The sequence below is a fragment of the uncultured Sphingosinicella sp. genome (genome assembly GCF_963974575.1).
Taxonomy (GTDB): Bacteria; Pseudomonadota; Alphaproteobacteria; order Sphingomonadales; family Sphingomonadaceae; genus Sphingosinicella.
Genome location: NZ_CAXBBQ010000006.1, coordinates 211,205 through 228,234 on the forward strand (window position 1 = coordinate 211,205; position 17,030 = coordinate 228,234).

15 protein-coding genes are annotated in these 17,030 nt (G+C 65.0%); 7 read left to right on the forward strand and 8 right to left on the reverse strand.

Annotated features, from left to right (window positions below; genetic code table 11):
* Positions 1–672, forward strand: coding sequence for an SDR family NAD(P)-dependent oxidoreductase (locus AAC014_RS12845; RefSeq protein ID WP_339709074.1), 672 nt, complete (start codon positions 1–3; stop codon positions 670–672).
* Positions 673–862: 190 nt separating this feature from the next.
* On the forward strand, positions 863–2,782 hold the full coding sequence (locus AAC014_RS12850) for a CocE/NonD family hydrolase (protein WP_339709076.1): 1,920 nt from the start codon (positions 863–865) through the stop codon (positions 2,780–2,782).
* Between the two features lie 30 nt (positions 2,783–2,812).
* Here AAC014_RS12850 and AAC014_RS12855 read toward each other — a convergent pair whose 3' ends face one another.
* The 3 genes from AAC014_RS12855 to AAC014_RS12865 form a co-directional block, all read right to left on the reverse strand.
* Positions 2,813–4,513, reverse strand: a complete 1,701-nt coding sequence (locus AAC014_RS12855) for a hypothetical protein (protein ID WP_339709078.1) — start codon at positions 4,511–4,513, stop codon at positions 2,813–2,815.
* A gap of 99 nt (positions 4,514–4,612) precedes the next feature.
* Positions 4,613–5,956, reverse strand: coding sequence for a porin family protein (locus tag AAC014_RS12860; protein ID WP_339709080.1), 1,344 nt, complete (start codon positions 5,954–5,956; stop codon positions 4,613–4,615).
* 277 nt (positions 5,957–6,233) lie between these two features.
* Positions 6,234–7,523 carry a DUF4118 domain-containing protein gene (locus AAC014_RS12865; RefSeq protein ID WP_339709082.1) on the reverse strand — a complete coding sequence of 430 codons (1,290 nt, stop codon included), beginning with the start codon at positions 7,521–7,523 and terminating at the stop codon, positions 6,234–6,236.
* A 177-nt stretch (positions 7,524–7,700) separates the two neighbouring features.
* Between AAC014_RS12865 and AAC014_RS12870 the strand changes: the two genes are divergently transcribed.
* Complete coding sequence (locus AAC014_RS12870; RefSeq protein ID WP_339709281.1) at positions 7,701–9,536, forward strand: potassium transporter Kup; 1,836 nt, start codon at positions 7,701–7,703, stop codon at positions 9,534–9,536.
* A gap of 143 nt (positions 9,537–9,679) precedes the next feature.
* Here the strand turns inward: AAC014_RS12870 and AAC014_RS12875 are convergent, their stop codons facing one another.
* The gene (locus AAC014_RS12875; RefSeq protein WP_339709084.1) at positions 9,680–10,255 is read right to left on the reverse strand and encodes a TetR/AcrR family transcriptional regulator; all 576 of its coding nucleotides are present in this window, start codon (positions 10,253–10,255) and stop codon (positions 9,680–9,682) included.
* Between the two features lie 121 nt (positions 10,256–10,376).
* On the opposite strand from AAC014_RS12875, the gene AAC014_RS12880 reads away from it, so the two are divergent.
* On the forward strand, positions 10,377–11,132 hold the full coding sequence (locus AAC014_RS12880; protein ID WP_339709086.1) for an SDR family oxidoreductase: 756 nt from the start codon (positions 10,377–10,379) through the stop codon (positions 11,130–11,132).
* 70 nt (positions 11,133–11,202) lie between these two features.
* Here the strand turns inward: AAC014_RS12880 and AAC014_RS12885 are convergent, their stop codons facing one another.
* The 3 genes from AAC014_RS12885 to recR all read right to left on the reverse strand — a co-directional run bounded on the left by AAC014_RS12885 (position 11,203) and on the right by recR (position 12,809).
* Entirely contained in the window at positions 11,203–11,598 is a 396-nt protein-coding gene (locus tag AAC014_RS12885) for a DUF983 domain-containing protein (RefSeq protein WP_339709088.1), read from the reverse strand.
* A complete protein-coding gene (gene def, locus AAC014_RS12890) occupies positions 11,598–12,143 on the reverse strand; it encodes a peptide deformylase (protein WP_339709090.1) in 546 nt (181 codons plus the stop codon). The genes AAC014_RS12885 and def overlap by 1 nt, the downstream gene beginning before the upstream one ends.
* Positions 12,144–12,212: 69 nt before the next feature.
* Positions 12,213–12,809, reverse strand: coding sequence for a recombination mediator RecR (gene recR / locus AAC014_RS12895; protein ID WP_339709092.1), 597 nt, complete (start codon positions 12,807–12,809; stop codon positions 12,213–12,215).
* Between the two features lie 68 nt (positions 12,810–12,877).
* Here recR and fmt point away from each other — a divergent pair, with 68 nt between their 5' ends.
* From fmt to AAC014_RS12910, 3 genes are all read left to right on the forward strand, one after another.
* Complete coding sequence (gene fmt, locus AAC014_RS12900) at positions 12,878–13,780, forward strand: methionyl-tRNA formyltransferase (RefSeq protein ID WP_339709094.1); 903 nt, start codon at positions 12,878–12,880, stop codon at positions 13,778–13,780.
* Positions 13,780–14,520 (forward strand): tRNA pseudouridine(38-40) synthase TruA, encoded by a 741-nt coding sequence (gene truA, locus AAC014_RS12905; RefSeq protein ID WP_339709096.1) that lies wholly within the window; start codon positions 13,780–13,782, stop codon positions 14,518–14,520. Before fmt ends, truA begins: the two co-directional genes overlap by 1 nt.
* Positions 14,521–14,752: 232 nt before the next feature.
* The gene (locus tag AAC014_RS12910) at positions 14,753–15,103 is read left to right on the forward strand and encodes a hypothetical protein (RefSeq protein WP_339709098.1); all 351 of its coding nucleotides are present in this window, start codon (positions 14,753–14,755) and stop codon (positions 15,101–15,103) included.
* Positions 15,104–15,107: 4 nt separating this feature from the next.
* On the opposite strand, the gene AAC014_RS12915 is transcribed toward AAC014_RS12910, so the two are convergent.
* Complete coding sequence (locus tag AAC014_RS12915) at positions 15,108–17,027, reverse strand: XrtA/PEP-CTERM system amidotransferase (RefSeq protein ID WP_339709100.1); 1,920 nt, start codon at positions 17,025–17,027, stop codon at positions 15,108–15,110.
* Between the last annotated feature and the right edge of the window lie 3 nt (positions 17,028–17,030).

A 17,030-nucleotide genomic window follows, 5' to 3' on the forward strand; every position in this document is an offset into this window, starting at 1 on the left:
ATGACTGATATCGAAAAACCCGTCGCGCTCGTCACGGGCGCCAGCCGCGGCATTGGCGCTGAAACCGCGAAGGCGCTGGCCGCCAATGGCTACCACGTGCTGCTCACCGCACGCACCGAAGGCGGGCTCGAAGCAACCGAAACCGCGATCCACGATGCCGGCGGCACCGCCACCATCGCCCCGTTCGACATCACCGATGGCGATGTGGTTGATCGGCTCGCGCAGGCAGTCGGCGGACGCTGGGGCAGACTTGATGCGCTGGTGCTGAACGCCGCGATCCTCGGCGATCTCATGCCCGTCAGCCACATGGAGCCGAAGGACTTCGAGAAGCTCTTCAAGACGAACGTCACGGCGAACTATCGCCTTATCCGCGCCTTCGATCCGCTCCTGCGGGCCAGCAAGGACGCCCATGTGGTGGCGGTAACCTCGGGCGTCGCGGCAACGCCGCGCGCCTATTGGGGCGCCTATGCCGCCAGCAAGGCCGCGCTTGCGAACCTCATTGAAACCTACGGGCTCGAGGTTGCCACGATCAGCAAGATCAAAACGCACGTCTACAACCCCGGCGGCACAGCCACGGCGATGCGCGCGAAGGCCTTCCCCGGCGAAGACCCGGTCACGCTGAAGACCCCCGAAACCGCCGCGGCAGAGATCGCCGGTCTGCTCAAGGCCTGAAAGCGTTCTTCTTCGCCTGAAAGCGCGCCTGCTTTGCCTGCGCGCTTCATTTCCCCTTGTTCTCAGTACAACGACGGCTAGCGCATGCGCCAGCCAGAGAATGGATCAGGCCCATATTTTCTGACTAGAGAATTACTTGCCCGAACAGGAATGGGGCCTATGATTATGGCAAGATCATAGGGGAACTCACATGCTCGCACGCCGCTGTCTCGCCGCCCTGCTCGTCACAACATTTGCCGCCGCCCTTCCCGCCGCTGCCGAGCCTTTGCCGATCAGCGACATCCCCGCCGATTTCAAACCTTCGGACGAGGTGAAGGATTTCACGATCCGCGAGGTGCAGATTCCAATGCGCGACGGCGTGAAGCTTCACGTTAATCTCGTCATCCCCAAGGGCGCGAAGAACGCTCCGATCATCTTCTCGCGCACGCCCTATTCGGCGGACAAGGCGATCACCGGCCTTGCCTCCAACACCTACAAGCTTGCGTTGCCTGTCACTTATGCCGAGCTTGCCGCCGCTGGCTACATCATCGCCGTGCAGGACGTGCGTGGGCGTTATCGCTCTGAAGGGGACTACGTCGTCGCCCGCCCGCTCGTCGGCCCGCTCAATCCCGCGAACACGGATCATTCGACCGACACGTGGGACAGCATCGACTGGCTCGTGAAGAACGTACCGGAGACGAACGGCAAGGTCGGCACCATCGGTGTCAGTTACGGCGGCTTCACCACGCTCATGAGCCTCGTGAACCCGCATCCCGCGCTCGGCGCCGCGGTTCCGATCAATCCGCTGGTGGATGGCTGGGTCGGCGACGACTGGTTCCACAACGGCGCCTATCGCCAGAGCTTCCTCGACTGGGTCTACCGGATGACCGCCGACAGATCGTCGAAGTACGGGCTCCAGTTCGATCGTTACGACACCTATGAAAGCTGGCTCAGTGCCGGCTCCGCGAGCGGCATGGCGAAAGTCCTTGGGATCCAGGATTTCCCGATCTTCAAGAAGGCGGCCGCGCACCCGACTTACGACGAATATTGGCAGGGTCAGGCGCTCGACAAGATCCTCGCGAAGGAACCGCTGAAGGTTCCGACGCTCCACGTCCACAGCCTGTGGGATCAGGAAGACATCTACGGCGCCCCCGCCGTCTACAAGGCGATGGAGCCGAAGGACGCGGGCGACACCGGCAACTACATGATCATCGGCCCGTGGCAGCACGGCCAGAGCAACATGGCGAGCGGCACGAAGCTGGGCGCCATCGATTTCGGCAGCAACACCTCCGCCTGGTATCGCAGCGAGGTTCTGATCCCCTTCTTCGACGCGCACCTCAAGAACGACGCGCCGAAGGCCGATCTCGCGCCCGTCACCGCGTTTGAAACCGGCGCCAACGTCTGGCACCGCTATGATCGCTGGCCGATCTCCTGCGCGAGCGGCTGCCCCTCGCAGTCGAAGCCGATCTACCTGCAGGCGAACGGCGCGCTTGGTTGGAAGGCGCCCGCCGCCCGCGCGGCCTTCGCCGAATATGTCTCCGATCCCGCACGCCCGGTGACGTACCGCGAGCGCCCGATCCTCTCCACCTACAATCCCAACACTTCGTGGGGCCGCTGGCTCGTGGACGACCAGCGCTTCGCCGAGGCGCGACCCGACGTCGTCACCTTCGTCAGCGAGGTGCTGACCGAGGACGTGCGCCTCGCAGGCCAGCCGATCGCCAAGTTCTTCGCCTCCACGAGCGGCACGGACAGCGACTGGGTGGTGAAGCTCATCGACGTCTACCCGGCGGAATACGCACCCGCGCCCGAGATGGGCGGCTACGAGCTTGCGATCTCGATGGACATCCTGCGCGGCCGTTACCGCGACGACCCGTCAAAGCCTTCGGCGATCCCCGCCAACAAGGTCGTCCCCTACGAAATCAACCTGCCGAACGTCAGCCACAGATTCCTGAAGGGCCACCGCATCATGGTGCAGATCCAGTCGAGCTGGTTCCCGCTCTACGACCGCAATCCGCAGACCTTCGTCCCCAACATCTTCTTCGCGAAGCCGGAGGACTACAAGAAGGCAACACAGCGGATTTACACCTCCGCGCAGTACCCGAGCCGGATCGAACTCCCCGTCGTCGAATAAACCGGCAGGACGGCAAGGCCGCCGCGCGCGCTAGTCGCGAACGGCGGCGGTTGCCCCGGTGATCACGCGTCCGCCGGAGATGAGACCGAAGGAGCCGGCCATTTCTTCCCCGTTCGGGCCGAAGAAGCGCATGTAAATATCGCCCACGGAACTCCCGGCCTTCGTCAGTCCGGTGAGGAACTCACTCTGCGCCAGCCCCGTGCCTGCCACGAGATCGAACTGGCCGAAATCGACGGTTGAGCCACTGACGCGGTCCGCGCCCTGAAGTCTCAGCCAGCCACCGTAAGCCTGCGTGCCGAAATCGATCTGGAATTGCGAGGTGCCGGTCACGGCGAGTTGCTGCTGCCCGCCCCCGCTGGCCGCCGTACCGATGGCGACGCCGTTGTATGTCGCACTACCCGTCCGACCGAGAAGAACCCCCGGTGCCGTCTCCAGCCCGTAGCTCAGGAAGGTCCGGGTGATCTCGTTCGCGTCTGCGGTTTCCTTGAAGCGGGCATATTCACCAAAGCTCGCGTAGGTCAGCTCGATCTCGCCCGGGCCATTCGGCTTGTAGAGCGACATCTCGATCGTCTCGCCGGCCACCGTTTTCCGGTAAACCGTGTAGGCATCGGCGCTGCCGTCCACGCGGTCCGTTGCGGCGAATTCCACTTCGGGACCATCCGCGCCGGAAATCGCGTAGCGGCCGTCGGTGTAATAAAACAGGCCCTTGGTTAGCAGCCGGGCTTCGGACGTGCCGTCGTCCGTGCCGTCCTTGAGTTGAAGCCCACTGTATTCGCCTCCCAGCGCGTAAAGGCCCATGTTGTGGTCGAGGTCCGTCAGCGTGATGTTCCGGTCGAGCGCTGCGGGATTGGCGGCGGTGAACCCGCCCACGACCGTACCGCCCGTGCCGTTGTCGCCAGTGAACACGCCGCCGGCCTCTTGCGCGTCGGGGCCGTAAAAGCGCCCGCTCAACTGCCCCGCGACGGGATCGAGCGATCCTTCATAGCGGAATGTCCCTGAGAACCCGCCATCGCCGGAATTGAGCGTACCCGCCGCGCGGAAGGACAAGGCGCCCGTCACCCCGGCGCCGGTCACGAAGTAGTATTCCTGGAGGTTCGTATCGATCGTGAACGTGCTGCGATCGAAGTCGAACACGGTCGGCCCTGTGCCCGCAAAGGTCAGCGGATCGCGGCCAACCTGCGTGGTGAGCCCGAACACGTCCGTCGTGTACTGCGCCGATCCCATTCTTGGCACTGCGGCGTTATCGGTCGGGAAGCCGTAGACGAAGACGTCGAACGCCGTGTTCTGAAGGGCGTCGCTGCGCGTGTTCGATTGCCAGAACCCGAGCCCGACATAGCGTGTCCGAAGATCGGATGTGTACGACGTGTCGATCAGCGTGAGCGCTTCGGAAGACCCGGGTGCCCCTACGATATACCGGCGGTCCGCATCGCTGCTCGTCGCCACGCGATCGGCGGGCGAGAAGCTTTGGGTGATGCCGTCGCGGGTCATCGTGTAGGTGGCGGTCGCCGCGTTGAAGGAGATGCTGATCTCCCCCATGTTCACCGACGTATTTTCAACGATCCCCTCGGGCATCCGAAGCGAGACGGTGTTCCGGCTCGAAGGGCCGGTGAAGGTCTGGCTTTCGACGAGGTCCGCGATATCGGGTTCGGGCGTCGGTGTCGGTGTTGGGGTCGGCGTCGGTGTGGGTGTCGGCGTAGGGGTTGGTGTGGGCGCTGGCGGCGTGGTGTTCACGCCTCCGCCGCCTCCGCCTCCACAGGCCACAAGCAGAAGGGAAATCGCGCCGAGAGGCGCCCATTTTACCATCGAATTCATAACGCTACTCCCAGCCCACTAGAACGCTGCCGTGACCCCGACTTCACCTGAAACGCGCGTGTAATCATATAGTTCTATTGTCGATGCATTCCGCTCACGCGAAAGTTTCAATATGGGCGCGAATGAACCTATCCTGAACTTTCTTAACGTTGCTGAAATACCGACCTCATAGCGGTCGTCCACGCGCCGCTTCGGATAGAGAAACAGCCTGCGGTCGGCCTCCAGATGCTCGTATTTCGCGCTGAGCACTGTCGTGACCTTGCCCATTTCAACAAAAACATACCCGCCGATGCCCCCGCTCGCCGTGGAATAGCCGGGGTCGCGCGCGGCCTGTCGCAGGCCCGAGACGTGCACGCCGCCCCCGAAGCTGGATGTGAAGGCGCGGTCGACGCCGACGGACAGGCTGTAGCGGTCCGCGTCGCGCAGCGAAGAGCGGCGATCCTTGGCTCGCGTCACCGCGCCGTCCACGCGCATTTGCCCGCGCCGCCCCAGCGGATGCTGGATATTGCCGGTCAGGCCGTAGGAAAATTCGTAGGGCTTGCGGCCATACCACCGCCAGGCCACCAGCCCTGAAAGGCTGATCCTGTCCGTTCCGGAAAGCACCTGCGGCCCGGCCTGAAAGGACGCCGCATAATCATCAAACTCGCCGTCGCGATACACCCGCGCTGCGCCGGAAGCGCGCAGCAGGATATCGATATTGCGGTCGATCGGCGCACGCGCATAGGCCTGCCCGCGCAGAGACAACCCTAGCCCCGATGTTTCGCGCGCATCGCGGCTCAGGTCGAAGTCCCCGATCACCGTCCCCAGCGTTTCGGAGCGCGTGGCGCGATTGACGTTGCTGTCCGGCGCGAACGCGACCTCGATACTGCCGCCAAAGGGCTTTCGCGCGCCGAGCGCCTGCGCGTAAAAGCGTACCAGCCGTTCGATTTCCGGCGGCAAGCCTGCCGCCTCCGCCGCCCGCAATTCGCGTTCCGCCGCGCCGAGGTTGCCCATCAGCGCCTGCACCCGCGCCAGCTCCACGCGCACGCGCGCTACATTCGGCTTTTCGTCCAGAATTTCGCGAAAAAGAACGGCCGCCTCGCGATACCGCTTCTGCTTGTCCGCCAGCATCATGGCGAGACGAAACCGGGCCTCCGTCCGCACTTCGATGTCAGGGTTTTCAGCGAGCGCACGATACGCCGTCTCAGCCGCCTCGAAATCGTCGGCAGCGTCCGCCTGCTTGGCAAAGTCAAACAGCTGCGCGGCGGAAAGCTCCATCGATTGCGGCGCCGGCTCTTGCTGAGGAGACGGCTCGGCAACGTCCGACTGCGCCAAAACCTGGGAAGGCCAGGCCAAAGCGATCAGCGCGCACAGTGCGGACAAGCCCGGCAGAGCTTCAGGCACACGCTGGCTTACGAAACGAAGCCGCAATCAAAACCACAGGAAAACCAAGCAACGCACGTCCGCCCTTTTTTACATCACGCCGAACCGATGAGTAAGAACCAAAACCTGAACCAAAGGTTTCTCAAGCGCCACGGTTTTATGAAGCAGATGCGATCAGGCGAGTTTCCCTCTCTGCCCGCGATCTAAAAAATCTTCGCATCCGACATCGTCTTCGCGACGCAATATTTCGGCAAAGTCGGCAAGGGCGCAGCCTCGATCACGGCGCAACGAGGCGATAACCGACGGCAGGTTCGTTGATGATCAACTCGGGCCGGGCGGGGTCTCGCTCCAGCTTTTGCCGCAGGGCGCGCACCGCGACGCGCAGATAGTCGATATTGTTCTGCTGCGCCGGCCCCCACACGGAGCGCAGAAGATGCGCGTGGGTGAGCACACGCCCCGTGTGCTTGGCCAGTTCCGCCAGAACGGCATATTCCTTGGGCGTAAGGTGCACCTCATCACCCTCCCGGCGGACAGTGCGGCGATGAAAATCTATCGACAGGGATCCGATGGCCAGCGGTTCCTGCGTGGCGCCGGGGCTGAGATCGACGAGGCCGTCGATGTAGCGATCAAGGTGCGTGGTTTCGGTGGCGACTGTCGCGACAAGACCCTTGTCTCCGCCCTCGGCGCGACGCAGCGCGCGGGCGGCTGCGGCAATGGCGTTGAGGCGCGGCTTTACGTCTTCTCCGATCGAGGTCAGCAGGGCCGAACGCAGCCGGTCTCGCTCGCGAAGCGCTGCAACCTCGCGCGCCTCACCTTCCAGCCGGGCGCGTTCAAGCGCGAGAGCGATCTGGTCGAGCAGGTTATCGAGCAGCTGGCGCTTGTCCTCTGGCACCGGCGGCACGCCATCCTCGCGTGCGAGACCGATTGCGGCGAGGACGGCATGATCCGAAGCGACGGGATGAAACTGCCAATCGGCGAGATGGACACGGTCCACGCCCCGCCCGGAGGGTTCTCCGGTTTCGAGCGTCAGCGCGGCGGCGGCAAGCTCGCTCGGGGAGAGCGCGATGCCGGCGGAAGCCGCCGCGGCGATGCGGGGCACCTCGCGCCCGGTAAGGAGCACCGCGTGGCTGCCGAACAGGCGCGCCAGTTCGCGAACCGCCACGTCGGCGATGTCCTGTTCGCCTGTGCATGAGAGTAGCCGCCGCGCGAGGCCGGCGATCGTGGCGTTGCGCGCGGCGTTCGCGTCGGCGCGACGGCTCTGTTCGCGGAGCGAGGCGGCGAGGCGGCTGGTGACTGCGGCTACGAGGAACAGCACCGCCACGGTTACGATATCCGCCGGGCTGTTGATGATGAACGTGCCGTACGGTTCGGTGAAGTAGAAGTTGTAGCCGAGCGTGGAGACAATGGCGGTGGCGAGCGCCGGCCCCAATCCGCACGTAGTGGCGGCGACGAGGACCGGGGGGATGTAGAGTAGTGCCACCGGCCCGCTCCCCCAGCGCGGGGCGATCAGCAGGCCGGCGAGCGTCGCGCCGGCGATCAGCAGCAGCGTGACCGCATATCCGCCCACGCGTCTGGTCGTTTCGTTTTCCATGCGCCAGAAAATGCGCTCGCCGCGCGCTTGCGTCGAGAGGCTGCCACTGAATCCACATGGAATCTTTATGCCGCCAAGGCCCACATCCGGGGCATGACAACACATACAGACGCTTCGCCCGCCCACAGCCCGAAAGACCGCCTGCCCGTGCTGATGCTCGGCGCCATTGGCGTCGTGTTCGGCGATATCGGCACGTCGCCGCTTTATGCGCTGAAGGAGAGCTTCATCGGCCCGCACCCGCTGGAAATGGACGGGCTGCACATCTTCGGCGTGCTCAGCCTCATCTTCTGGTCACTGATGCTGATCGTGACGGTGAAGTACGTGCTTGTCGCGATGCGCGCGGACAATCGCGGCGAAGGCGGATCGTTCGCGCTGCTCGCGCTCGTCTCCCGCCATCTGGGCGGCAGCCGCTGGAGCGGGGCGCTTATCGTTCTGGGCGTGCTCGCGGCGTCGATGTTCTACGGCGACGCGATGCTGACCCCGGCGATCTCGGTGCTTTCGGCGGTCGAGGGGCTGACCGTGGTCGAGGCGAGCCTCCAGCCGCTGGTGTTGCCGATCGCGGTGGTGATCCTGGTGGCGCTGTTCATGATCCAGTCGCGCGGCACAGCGCGCGTGGGGGCGCTGTTCGGGCCGATCGTGCTCGTCTACTTCGCGACGCTGGCGACGCTTGGCGTCGTCAACATCGCCGCGCACCCGGAAATCCTGGGCATCCTCAACCCCTGGTGGGCGTTCGAGTTCTTCTTCTACGATACCCGCCTGGCGTTCCTGGCGATGGGATCGGTGTTCCTCGCGGTCACGGGCGCCGAGACGCTTTATGCCGATATGGGCCACTTCGGGCGCAAGGCGGTGGGCCTCAGCTGGCTGACGCTCGCCTACCCGTGCCTGATGCTGAACTACATGGGCCAGGGCGCGCTGCTGATCGGCACCCCCGAAGCGGTCGCGAACCCATTCTACCTGATGGCCCCCGAATGGGCGCGGCTGCCGCTGGTGTTCATCTCGACAGCCGCCACGATCATCGCCAGTCAGGCGGTGATCTCGGGCGCCTTTTCCGTGACGCATCAGGCGGTCCAGCTCGGCTTCCTGCCGCGCCTGCGCACGCTGCACACGAGCGAGAAGGCCGCCGGGCAGATCTACATCCCGGCGATCAACTGGGGCCTGCTGGTGATGGTGCTCGTGCTCGTGCTCGGCTTCGGGGAATCGACCCGGCTCGCTTCGGCCTACGGCATCTCGGTTATCGGCACGATGCTCATCACCACGGTGATGCTGGGTTTCCTGGTGTTCAAGGTGTGGCGCTGGAACCGCTGGCTGGCGGCGGGCACGATCGGCCTGTTCCTGGCGGTGGACGGCATCTACTTCGCTTCCAACATCACCAAAATCCCCGATGGCGGCTGGTTCCCGCTCGCGGTGGCGGGCGTGCTGTTCACCGTGCTGACCACCTGGGCGACTGGGCGGCGCCTGATGAACACGCGGCTGGAGGAAGCGGACATTCCGCTGCCGGTCTTCATCAAGTCGGCCATCGCGTCGGCCCACCGCGTGCGCAACACGGCGGTGTTCATGTCAGCATCGTCCGAGGGCGTCCCCTCTGCCCTGCTGCACAATCTGAAGCACAATCAGGTTCTGCACGAGCGTGTGCTGATCCTCACCGTGAAGGTCGAGGAAGTGCCTTATGCCGATCCGGACAAGCGGCTGGAGGTGCATGGCGCAGGCGACGGCTTCTACCGCGTGATCCTGCATTACGGCTTCATGGAAGACGTCGACATCCCGCGCGAACTCGCGGCGCTCGATTGCATCGGCGGCCCGTTCGACATGATGACCGCAAGCTTCTTCCTCGGGCGGCAAAAGCTGGTCGCCTCAGCGGACAAGCCGGGCATGGCCCTGTGGCGCGAGCGTCTGTTCGCGTGGATAAGCAAGAGCTCCGAAAGCGCGATGGAGTTCTTCAAGATCCCCACCAACCGCGTCGTCGAACTGGGCAGCCAGGTGCAGATTTAGACAGCGCCCACGCATGCAGACGATAGGGTGCGCGATACCATACCGATTTAAAGCATCATCTTAAGTGTCCAGCGTCCATGCTGGCGAAATGAGCAAAGGACCTGAGCCGATCGACAGTCGCCGCTGGACCGGGCCAGCCAGCCTCATTCGGCCATCAAGAGATAGGCATAGCAAGCGCGCGGCAGCTCCCGGCGCAGGCGTGCAAGATCGTTTTCAGAAGGCTCGGCATCCATCACCACGCGTACTGAACCTCCAAGCAGAGCGGCCAGCATGAAAGAAACGGATTCGATGTCGGAAAAACGCGCGTCCGGAACCTCCGAGAGCAGATCGCCGATAACCTGCGTCATCAGTTTCATGGCTTGGCCCATCACCTCGGTCAGGTCGAACTCGGCCGCAATGCTGTAAATGGCACGCGATGCGACCATGTCTGCCGTCTTTGCGTCGAGCCACGCCATGGCTAGGCCTTCTGCAACGGTCGCCAGATCCTGCCCTTTGAGGCGCGCTGCCACTGCAAGCATGTCTTCGATGATCATCTGAAGCTGCCGTTCAACGATGGCGAACAGCAGCGCCTGCTTGTGCGGATAATATTGGTACATCGTCCCGACGGAAACGCCTGCCCGCTCGGCCACACGCGTGGTGGTGAGGCGGCCGATTCCGTCCGCCAGTAAAACCTGAATGGTCGCGGTTTGGATCGCGTCGATCGTCGCAGCCGAGCGCACCTGTCTCGGCGTTTTCCGGGGCTGGAGAAGCGCTGGGGCGGGTCGGTTCATATGCGAATTCCAAAGCTGAAGAATCCTTCATATCTTGGACACACACATCTTCCCCCGCAAGGAGTTATCCATGAAAACCGTACTCATTACCGGTTGCTCGACCGGGTTCGGCCGCGAAACCGCAATCCATTTCCTCGAACGCGGCTGGGCTGTTCTGGCCACGATGCGGAATCCCGCGGCCAGTACCCTCCCGGTTTCCGACAGGCTGCGCGTTCTGCCGCTCGATGTCACTGATGCGCAAAACATCGCCGCCGCCGTGGCCAGCGCGGGCAGGATCGACGTGCTGGTTAACAACGCGGGCATTGGGTGGCTCAATGCGCTGGAAGGCACGCCGATGGAAACGGTTCGCGACGTCTTCGAGGCAAACCTCTTCGGCAGCATAACGACCATGCAGGCCGTGCTGCCGGATATGCGGGCACGGCGCTCTGGCGTGATCGTAAACGTAAGCTCAAGCTCCACGTTGATGCCCATACCGCTGCTATCCGTCTATCGCGCCAGCAAGGCCGCCCTCACGGCGCTGACGGAATCGGTGGCACTAGAACTCGCCCAATTCGGCATCCGCGCGCGGGTGGTAATGCCCGGCATGGCGCCCGGCACCAGCTTCGCAGAAAACGTGCAGAAGAGGATTTCGGACGGCGGCTGGTTTCCACCGGCCTACGAGAGTTTCGCCGAGCAAACGATGGCCGGCCTACAGGCCGCCTCTTCAGGCGACATCACCACGGCGCAGGATGTGGCAGAAGCCGTTTTTCTTGCAGCGACCGATCCTGATTGCCCGATGATCTTGCCCGCCGGAGCCGACGCGATCGCGTGGTCGCAAGGCCGCTAAGCGATGACAGGCAAGTGGGGGTGCGTTCGACCTTACGGCATCCCTTGGCGCATAGCGCCTCGATCGCCCCCTACTCCGCGACCTCGTCCCCAAACCCGTGCAGGCGCCTCGCCCACTGATACCCGATCACCGCGCCCTTCACGGGTTGCAGCATCGCCAGCGCCAGCGCGGCGGTGAGGGTGATCCAGATGGGGATCTGCCATTCGTAGGGCACGTCGAACGCCGTGTTCACCTCGTACATCGTCGGCACGAGGATGTGGCCGAGGAGCAGGATGACGATATAGGGCGGGAAGTCGTCGGCCTGGTGGTGGTGCCATGCCACGCCGCATTTCGGGCAGTGGTCCACGGGTTTCAGGAAGCTGCGGAACAGCTTCGCCTCGCCGCAGGCGGGGCATTTGCCGGCGAGTGCGCGCGGCAGGAAGTTCCGGAAGCTCCGGTTTGCGTCTTCAGCAGTTTCAATGGTCATCAGGCGGCCTTTGCACCCTTGCGGAGCTTCGCGAGCTTTTTCAGCAGCATGTCGCGTTTCAGCTTCGAAAGATGGTCCACGAAGAGGATGCCTTCGAGGTGGTCCATCTCGTGCTGCAGGCAGGTGGCGAGCAGGCCGCCCAACTCTTCGTCGTGCGCCTTGCCGTCGTAATCCAGCCATGTCGCGCGGATGCGCGCGGGGCGGTCCACATCCGCATATTGCTCGGGCACCGAAAGGCAGCCCTCGTTATAGGTCGCCACCTCCTCGGATTCCCACGTGATTTCGGGGTTCACGAAGTAGAGCGGCTTTTTCACGCGGTTCGCGGGCACGTCTTCCGCGCCCTCAGCCGGTTCCTGCAGATCGATCACCAGAACGCGCTTCGCCACGCCCACCTGAATGGCAGCAAGGCCGATGCCGGGCGCCTCGTACATCGTCTCCAGCATATCGTCCATCAGGCGGCGGAGGTCGTCGTCCACGCGCTCCACGGGCTCGGAAATCTGCCGCAGCCGCGCGTCCGGCGCCTCGAGAATGGGTAGAATGGCCATGAATGCTAGCTAGGTATGCGGGTGCGCGGGGTCAAGATGCCGGAGTGTCACACGCGGGCGCGGGGTGCGCTAGCCGATCGGCCGCCGCGCACGCAGCGCCTGCGCGATCGTGCCTTCGTCGAGATAATCCAGCTCCCCGCCCACCGGCACGCCGTGCGCGAGCTGCGTGACCGAAACGCCGCAGTCCGCCAGCCGCTCGGCGAGGTAGTGCATCGTCGTCGCGCCTTCCATCGTGGCGTTCATCGCGAGCACGACCTCCTCGATGCCGCCCGCGTTCACGCGCGCCATCAGCGGCGCGATGCTGAGATCGCCCGGCCCGACGCCTTCGAGCGCGGAGAGGCGCCCGCCGAGGACGTGAAAGCGGCCCGGAAACAGCCGCGCGCGGTCCATCGCCCACAGGTCCGCCACTTCCTCCACCACGCACAGCAGCTTCGCGTCGCGGCGCGGATCGGTGCAGACGCCGCAGGGGTTCGCCGTGTCCACATTGCCGCAGATGTCGCAGGTTGCGAGGTTTTCCTCCACCGCCTGCAGCGCCGCGATCAGCGGTTTCAGCGCGATCTCGCGGCGTTTCAGCAGGTGTAGCACGGCGCGGCGGGCCGAACGGGGGCCGAGGCCGGGAAGCCGGGAGAGCGCTTGGCTGAGCGCGTCGATTTCGGGGGACGACATACGGCCCCCATCTATCGGCGTGCGCGGGCGTCTTGCAAGTGCCCCGCGCGGGGGCTAGCGGATCGGGGATGCGGATTGTCTTCATGGGAACCCCGGCCTTCGCGGTGCCGGCGCTCGAGGCGCTTGTGGCGGCGGGGCACGATGTCGCCGCCGTCTACACGCAGCCGCCCCGCCCCGCGCAGCGCGGCAAGCAGCCGCAGGCCTCGGCGGTGCAACAGGCGGCCGAGCGGCTGGGGCTGCCCGTGCGCTTTCCGGTGAACTTCAAGGACGCGGCGGACCGGGAGGCCTTCGCGGCGCTCGGCACGGATGTTGCCGTGGTCGCCGCGTACGGCCTGATCCTGCCGCAAGCGATTCTGGATGCGCCGCGCCGCGGGTGCCTCAACATCCATGCGTCGCTCCTTCCCCGCTGGCGCGGCGCCGCCCCGATACAGCGCGCGATCCTCGCCGGGGACGCACTGACCGGCGTCACCATCATGCAGATGGAACGCGGGCTCGATACCGGCCCGATGCTGCTCACCGCCGAAACCCCGGTGGACGCCAAGACCGCTGGAGCGCTGACCGACGAACTCGCTGCGATGGGCGCCGACCTGATCGTCGAAGCGCTGGCCCGCGACAGGCTCTCCGCCAAGCCGCAGCCCGCCGAGGGCGTCACCTACGCGCACAAGATCGACAAAGCCGAAGCCGCACTCGACTTCACCAGAAGCGCCGCCGAGGTCGAACGCGCCGTCCGCGCCTTCAACCCCGCCCCCGGCGCCTTCACGCTGCTTGGGCAAGAACGCCTGCGCATCCTCGCCTGCGATGTGGTGGACGGCAGCGGGGAACCCGGCGTCACGCTCGACAACCAGCTCACCATCGGCTGCGGCACCGGCGCGATCCGCCCCACGCTCGTCCAGCGCCCCGGCAAGCGCGCGATGGACGTGACCGAAGTGCTGCGCGGCTTCCCGGTTCCGGCGGGGACCCGGCTCGGTTGATGCAGCGCTTCAAGCTGACCATCGAATACGACGGCCGGCCCTTTGTTGGCTGGCAGCGTCAGGATAACGGCCCCAGCGTCCAGCAGACGCTGGAGCGGGCGGTCTTCGCCGTGACACAGGCGGAAACCATCGTCTACGGCTGCGGCCGCACCGACGCGGGCGTCCACGCCGAAGGCCAGGTCGCGCATGTCGACATCGCCAAGCCACTCGCCGCGTTCCGGCTGCAGGAGGCGCTGAACGCGCACCTCCGCCCCGCCCCGGTCGCGGTCGTCGCGTGCGAACCCGCCGCGCCCGATTTCCACGCACGCTTCGACTGCACGGGCCGCCGCTACCGCTACGACATCATCAACCGCCGCGCCCCGCTCACGTGGCAGTCCGGGCTCGCGTGGCATGTCGCGCGCCCGCTCGACGTGGAAGCGATGCACACCGCCGCACAGATCCTTGTGGGGCGCCACGACTTCACCACGTTCCGCTCGGTCCACTGCCAATCGGCAAGCCCGCTCAAGACACTGGACCAGCTCGACGTCGTGCGGACGGGTGACCGAATCGCGATCCACGCCGCCGCCCGCTCATTCCTTCATCATCAGGTCCGCTCCATGGTCGGCTGCCTGAAACTGGTCGGCGACGGCAGCTGGAGCGCGGACGATTTACGCCATGCCCTCGGCGCGGCAGACCGTACCGCACTCGGCCTCAATGCCCCGCCCGACGGGCTTTTTTTCGCCTCCGCGCGCTACGGGTAAATGTCGAAATCCTTTACGTTTTTGCGCGCTTCATTCCGGTTCTGTCACAAGCAGTGCCGTAACATCTTTGAAACACGCACCTTTCCCATTTTGGCACAGTCTATGCATTTATCGTGCACACGATTCGAAGAGTAATAAACTCTCAAGTCCTGGGTCTTAGGGAAAGAGGCCGGTGGCGCCTGTCGCAGCTTCGGAAACGAAGTCATGGCAGCCGCCGGATGAAGGGTTGAACATGGCGTCTCACGTCCGCACGGAACGGCACACGGCTGCGCGTAACACGATTCTGCTCTGGCTTGCCGGAGTTATCCTCTTTGCTGGAATCGGGCTTCTGCTCACCTATCACGCGCTGCGCGATGGTTCGGTTTATGCAAGCTCGACGACACCGCTGATGTCGGAACGCGACCAGACGCACCCGGCCCCAACATTGAAGGCCGTGAAGGTCCGCCAGACCGACGCGGCCGCCGATATAGCGCGCGCGCATTCGAGCGCGGTCGCTTTGGCGAAAAGCGCCGCGGCACCGGAAGCGGCTGAACAGCCTGTTGAAGCCGCGCCCTCCGCCTTACCGGCAGCGTCGGCTCAGTAAGCCTTTAGGCGGCGAGCGCTGCCGCCGGCGTTGCGGTGAGCGCCGCGAGCGATCCTTCCAGCATCAGCATCTGCCACAAGAGCCGGCTGTGATCGGCGCGGCCGCTGCGGTGTGCTGCGGCGCAGGCAGCGAAATAGTTCATGTCGAACCAGCCGCTGCCCGCGACGTGGGAGCCATTCGCCAGCGCAGCGACACGGTCAGCCAGCGCGCCGCGGAACCAACGGTCGATCGGCACGGAAAAGCCCATCTTGCGCCGGTACAGGATATCCTTCGGCAGATAGGGTTCCATCGCCTTCTTCAGCAGCCACTTGCCCTCCCCACCGTGCAGCCGGAAGTCACTCGGCAGTCCGGCCATCCAGCCGACGAGTTCGTGGTCGAGCAGAGGCTCGCGCGCCTCCAGGCTCACCGCCATGCTGGTGCGGTCCACCTTGGTCAGGATGTCACCGGGCAACCAGATCATCATGTCGGCGTATTGCGCGCGGCCGAGCATGTCGTCGGCGGGCGCGCTGCGCATCGTGTCGGTATAGAGTGTCCCGGCCCAGTAACCGCCGATCTCGCGTTTCAGCGCGTCCGAGAACAGACGCGAGCGAATGCGGTCCGGCGTCACGCTCACGGCGTGGAAATAGGCCTCTGCGCTGTCCATCGCGATGGCTTCGAACGTCGATTTCGCGCGCAGCACACGCGGCGCCCAGTCGAGCTTCGGCCAAGCGCGGCCGAGCCGCCCGAAGACGGTCTGCCGCAACCCCGGCGAAAGTGCCCCGCGCACCCGCTCCTCGTTCATGTAGAGCCGGTAACGGCGATAGCCGGCCATCGCCTCGTCAGCGCCGTCGCCTGAAAGCGCCACCGTTACCGTCTCCCGCGCAAGTTCGCTCACGCGGTAGGTCGGCAGCGCAGAGGCGTCGGCGAATGGCTCGTCGAACGCACGCACGAGTGTGTCGATGAGGCCGTAGTCGTCGGTCGTCACCGTGCGGGCGCGGTGGTGCGTTGCGTAGCGTTTGGCAATCGCCTCGGCGTGGCCTGTCTCGTCGTAAGCCGGATCGTCGAAGCCGATCGAGCAGCTGTTGACCGGCGTATCGATCAGCCCCGCCATCAGCGCGACGACCGCGCTTGAATCGACGCCGCCCGAAAGGAACGCGCCCACCGGCACGTCCGCGACCAGCCGCAGCGCCACCGCCTCGCGCATCCGCGCGGTCAGTTCCTCGGCCAGCGCCTCGGGCGAGCCCTTCACGCGGCCGTCGAATGCGATATCCCAGTAGCGGCGTGGGCGGGCCGGTGCAGCGGCGCCCCAGCGCAGTGTCAGCGTGTGCCCGGCAGGGAGCTTCTTCACGGCGCCCAGCAAGCACTTGTCGTCCGGCACGTAGCCGTAGGCGAAATAATCCTCGATGGCGCGCGGATCGATGGCGCGGGAAAGACCCGGCCACATCAGCAGCACCTTCATCTCCGACCCGAAGATGAACCGCCCGTCGCCGAGATCGGCGTAGTAAAGCGGCTTCACGCCGAGCCGATCGCGCGCAAGGAACAGCGTACGCGCGGTCTCGTCCCAGATCGCGAAGGCGAACATGCCGCGCAGCTTGTCGACACAAGCCTCGCCCCATGCGCGCCACGCCTCAATGATCACCTCGGTGTCGCTGTCGCGCTTGAAGGTGTGGCCGAGCGCTTGCAGTTCCTTCCGCACCTCGCGGAAATTGTAGATTTCCCCGTTGAAGATGATCTGGATCTTGCCGTCTTCGCTCGGCATCGGCTGAACGCCGCCCGCGATATCGATGATCGACAGGCGCCGGTGCCCAAGCCCCACGCCGGGCGCACGGTAAAAGCCGCTGCCGTCGGGGCCTCGGTGCGCGATCACATCGGTCATGGCGCGCAGCACCGGCTCCGGGATCGTGCGGTGCTCGCGCTGGTCGAAATATCCGGCGATGCCACACATAAG

Coding starts and splice junctions, on each gene's coding strand:
- AAC014_RS12845 (WP_339709074.1), top strand. CDS start 1: ATGACTGATATCGAAAAACCCGTCGCGCTCGTCACGGGCGCCAGCCGC.
- AAC014_RS12850 (WP_339709076.1), top strand. CDS start 863: ATGCTCGCACGCCGCTGTCTCGCCGCCCTGCTCGTCACAACATTTGCC.
- AAC014_RS12870 (WP_339709281.1), top strand. CDS start 7,701: ATGCTCGGCGCCATTGGCGTCGTGTTCGGCGATATCGGCACGTCGCCG.
- AAC014_RS12880 (WP_339709086.1), top strand. CDS start 10,377: ATGAAAACCGTACTCATTACCGGTTGCTCGACCGGGTTCGGCCGCGAA.
- AAC014_RS12885 (WP_339709088.1), bottom strand. CDS start 11,598: ATGACCATTGAAACTGCTGAAGACGCAAACCGGAGCTTCCGGAACTTC.
- def (WP_339709090.1), bottom strand. CDS start 12,143: ATGGCCATTCTACCCATTCTCGAGGCGCCGGACGCGCGGCTGCGGCAG.
- recR (WP_339709092.1), bottom strand. CDS start 12,809: ATGTCGTCCCCCGAAATCGACGCGCTCAGCCAAGCGCTCTCCCGGCTT.
- fmt (WP_339709094.1), top strand. CDS start 12,878: ATGCGGATTGTCTTCATGGGAACCCCGGCCTTCGCGGTGCCGGCGCTC.
- truA (WP_339709096.1), top strand. CDS start 13,780: ATGCAGCGCTTCAAGCTGACCATCGAATACGACGGCCGGCCCTTTGTT.
- AAC014_RS12910 (WP_339709098.1), top strand. CDS start 14,753: ATGGCGTCTCACGTCCGCACGGAACGGCACACGGCTGCGCGTAACACG.
- AAC014_RS12915 (WP_339709100.1), bottom strand. CDS start 17,027: ATGTGTGGCATCGCCGGATATTTCGACCAGCGCGAGCACCGCACGATC.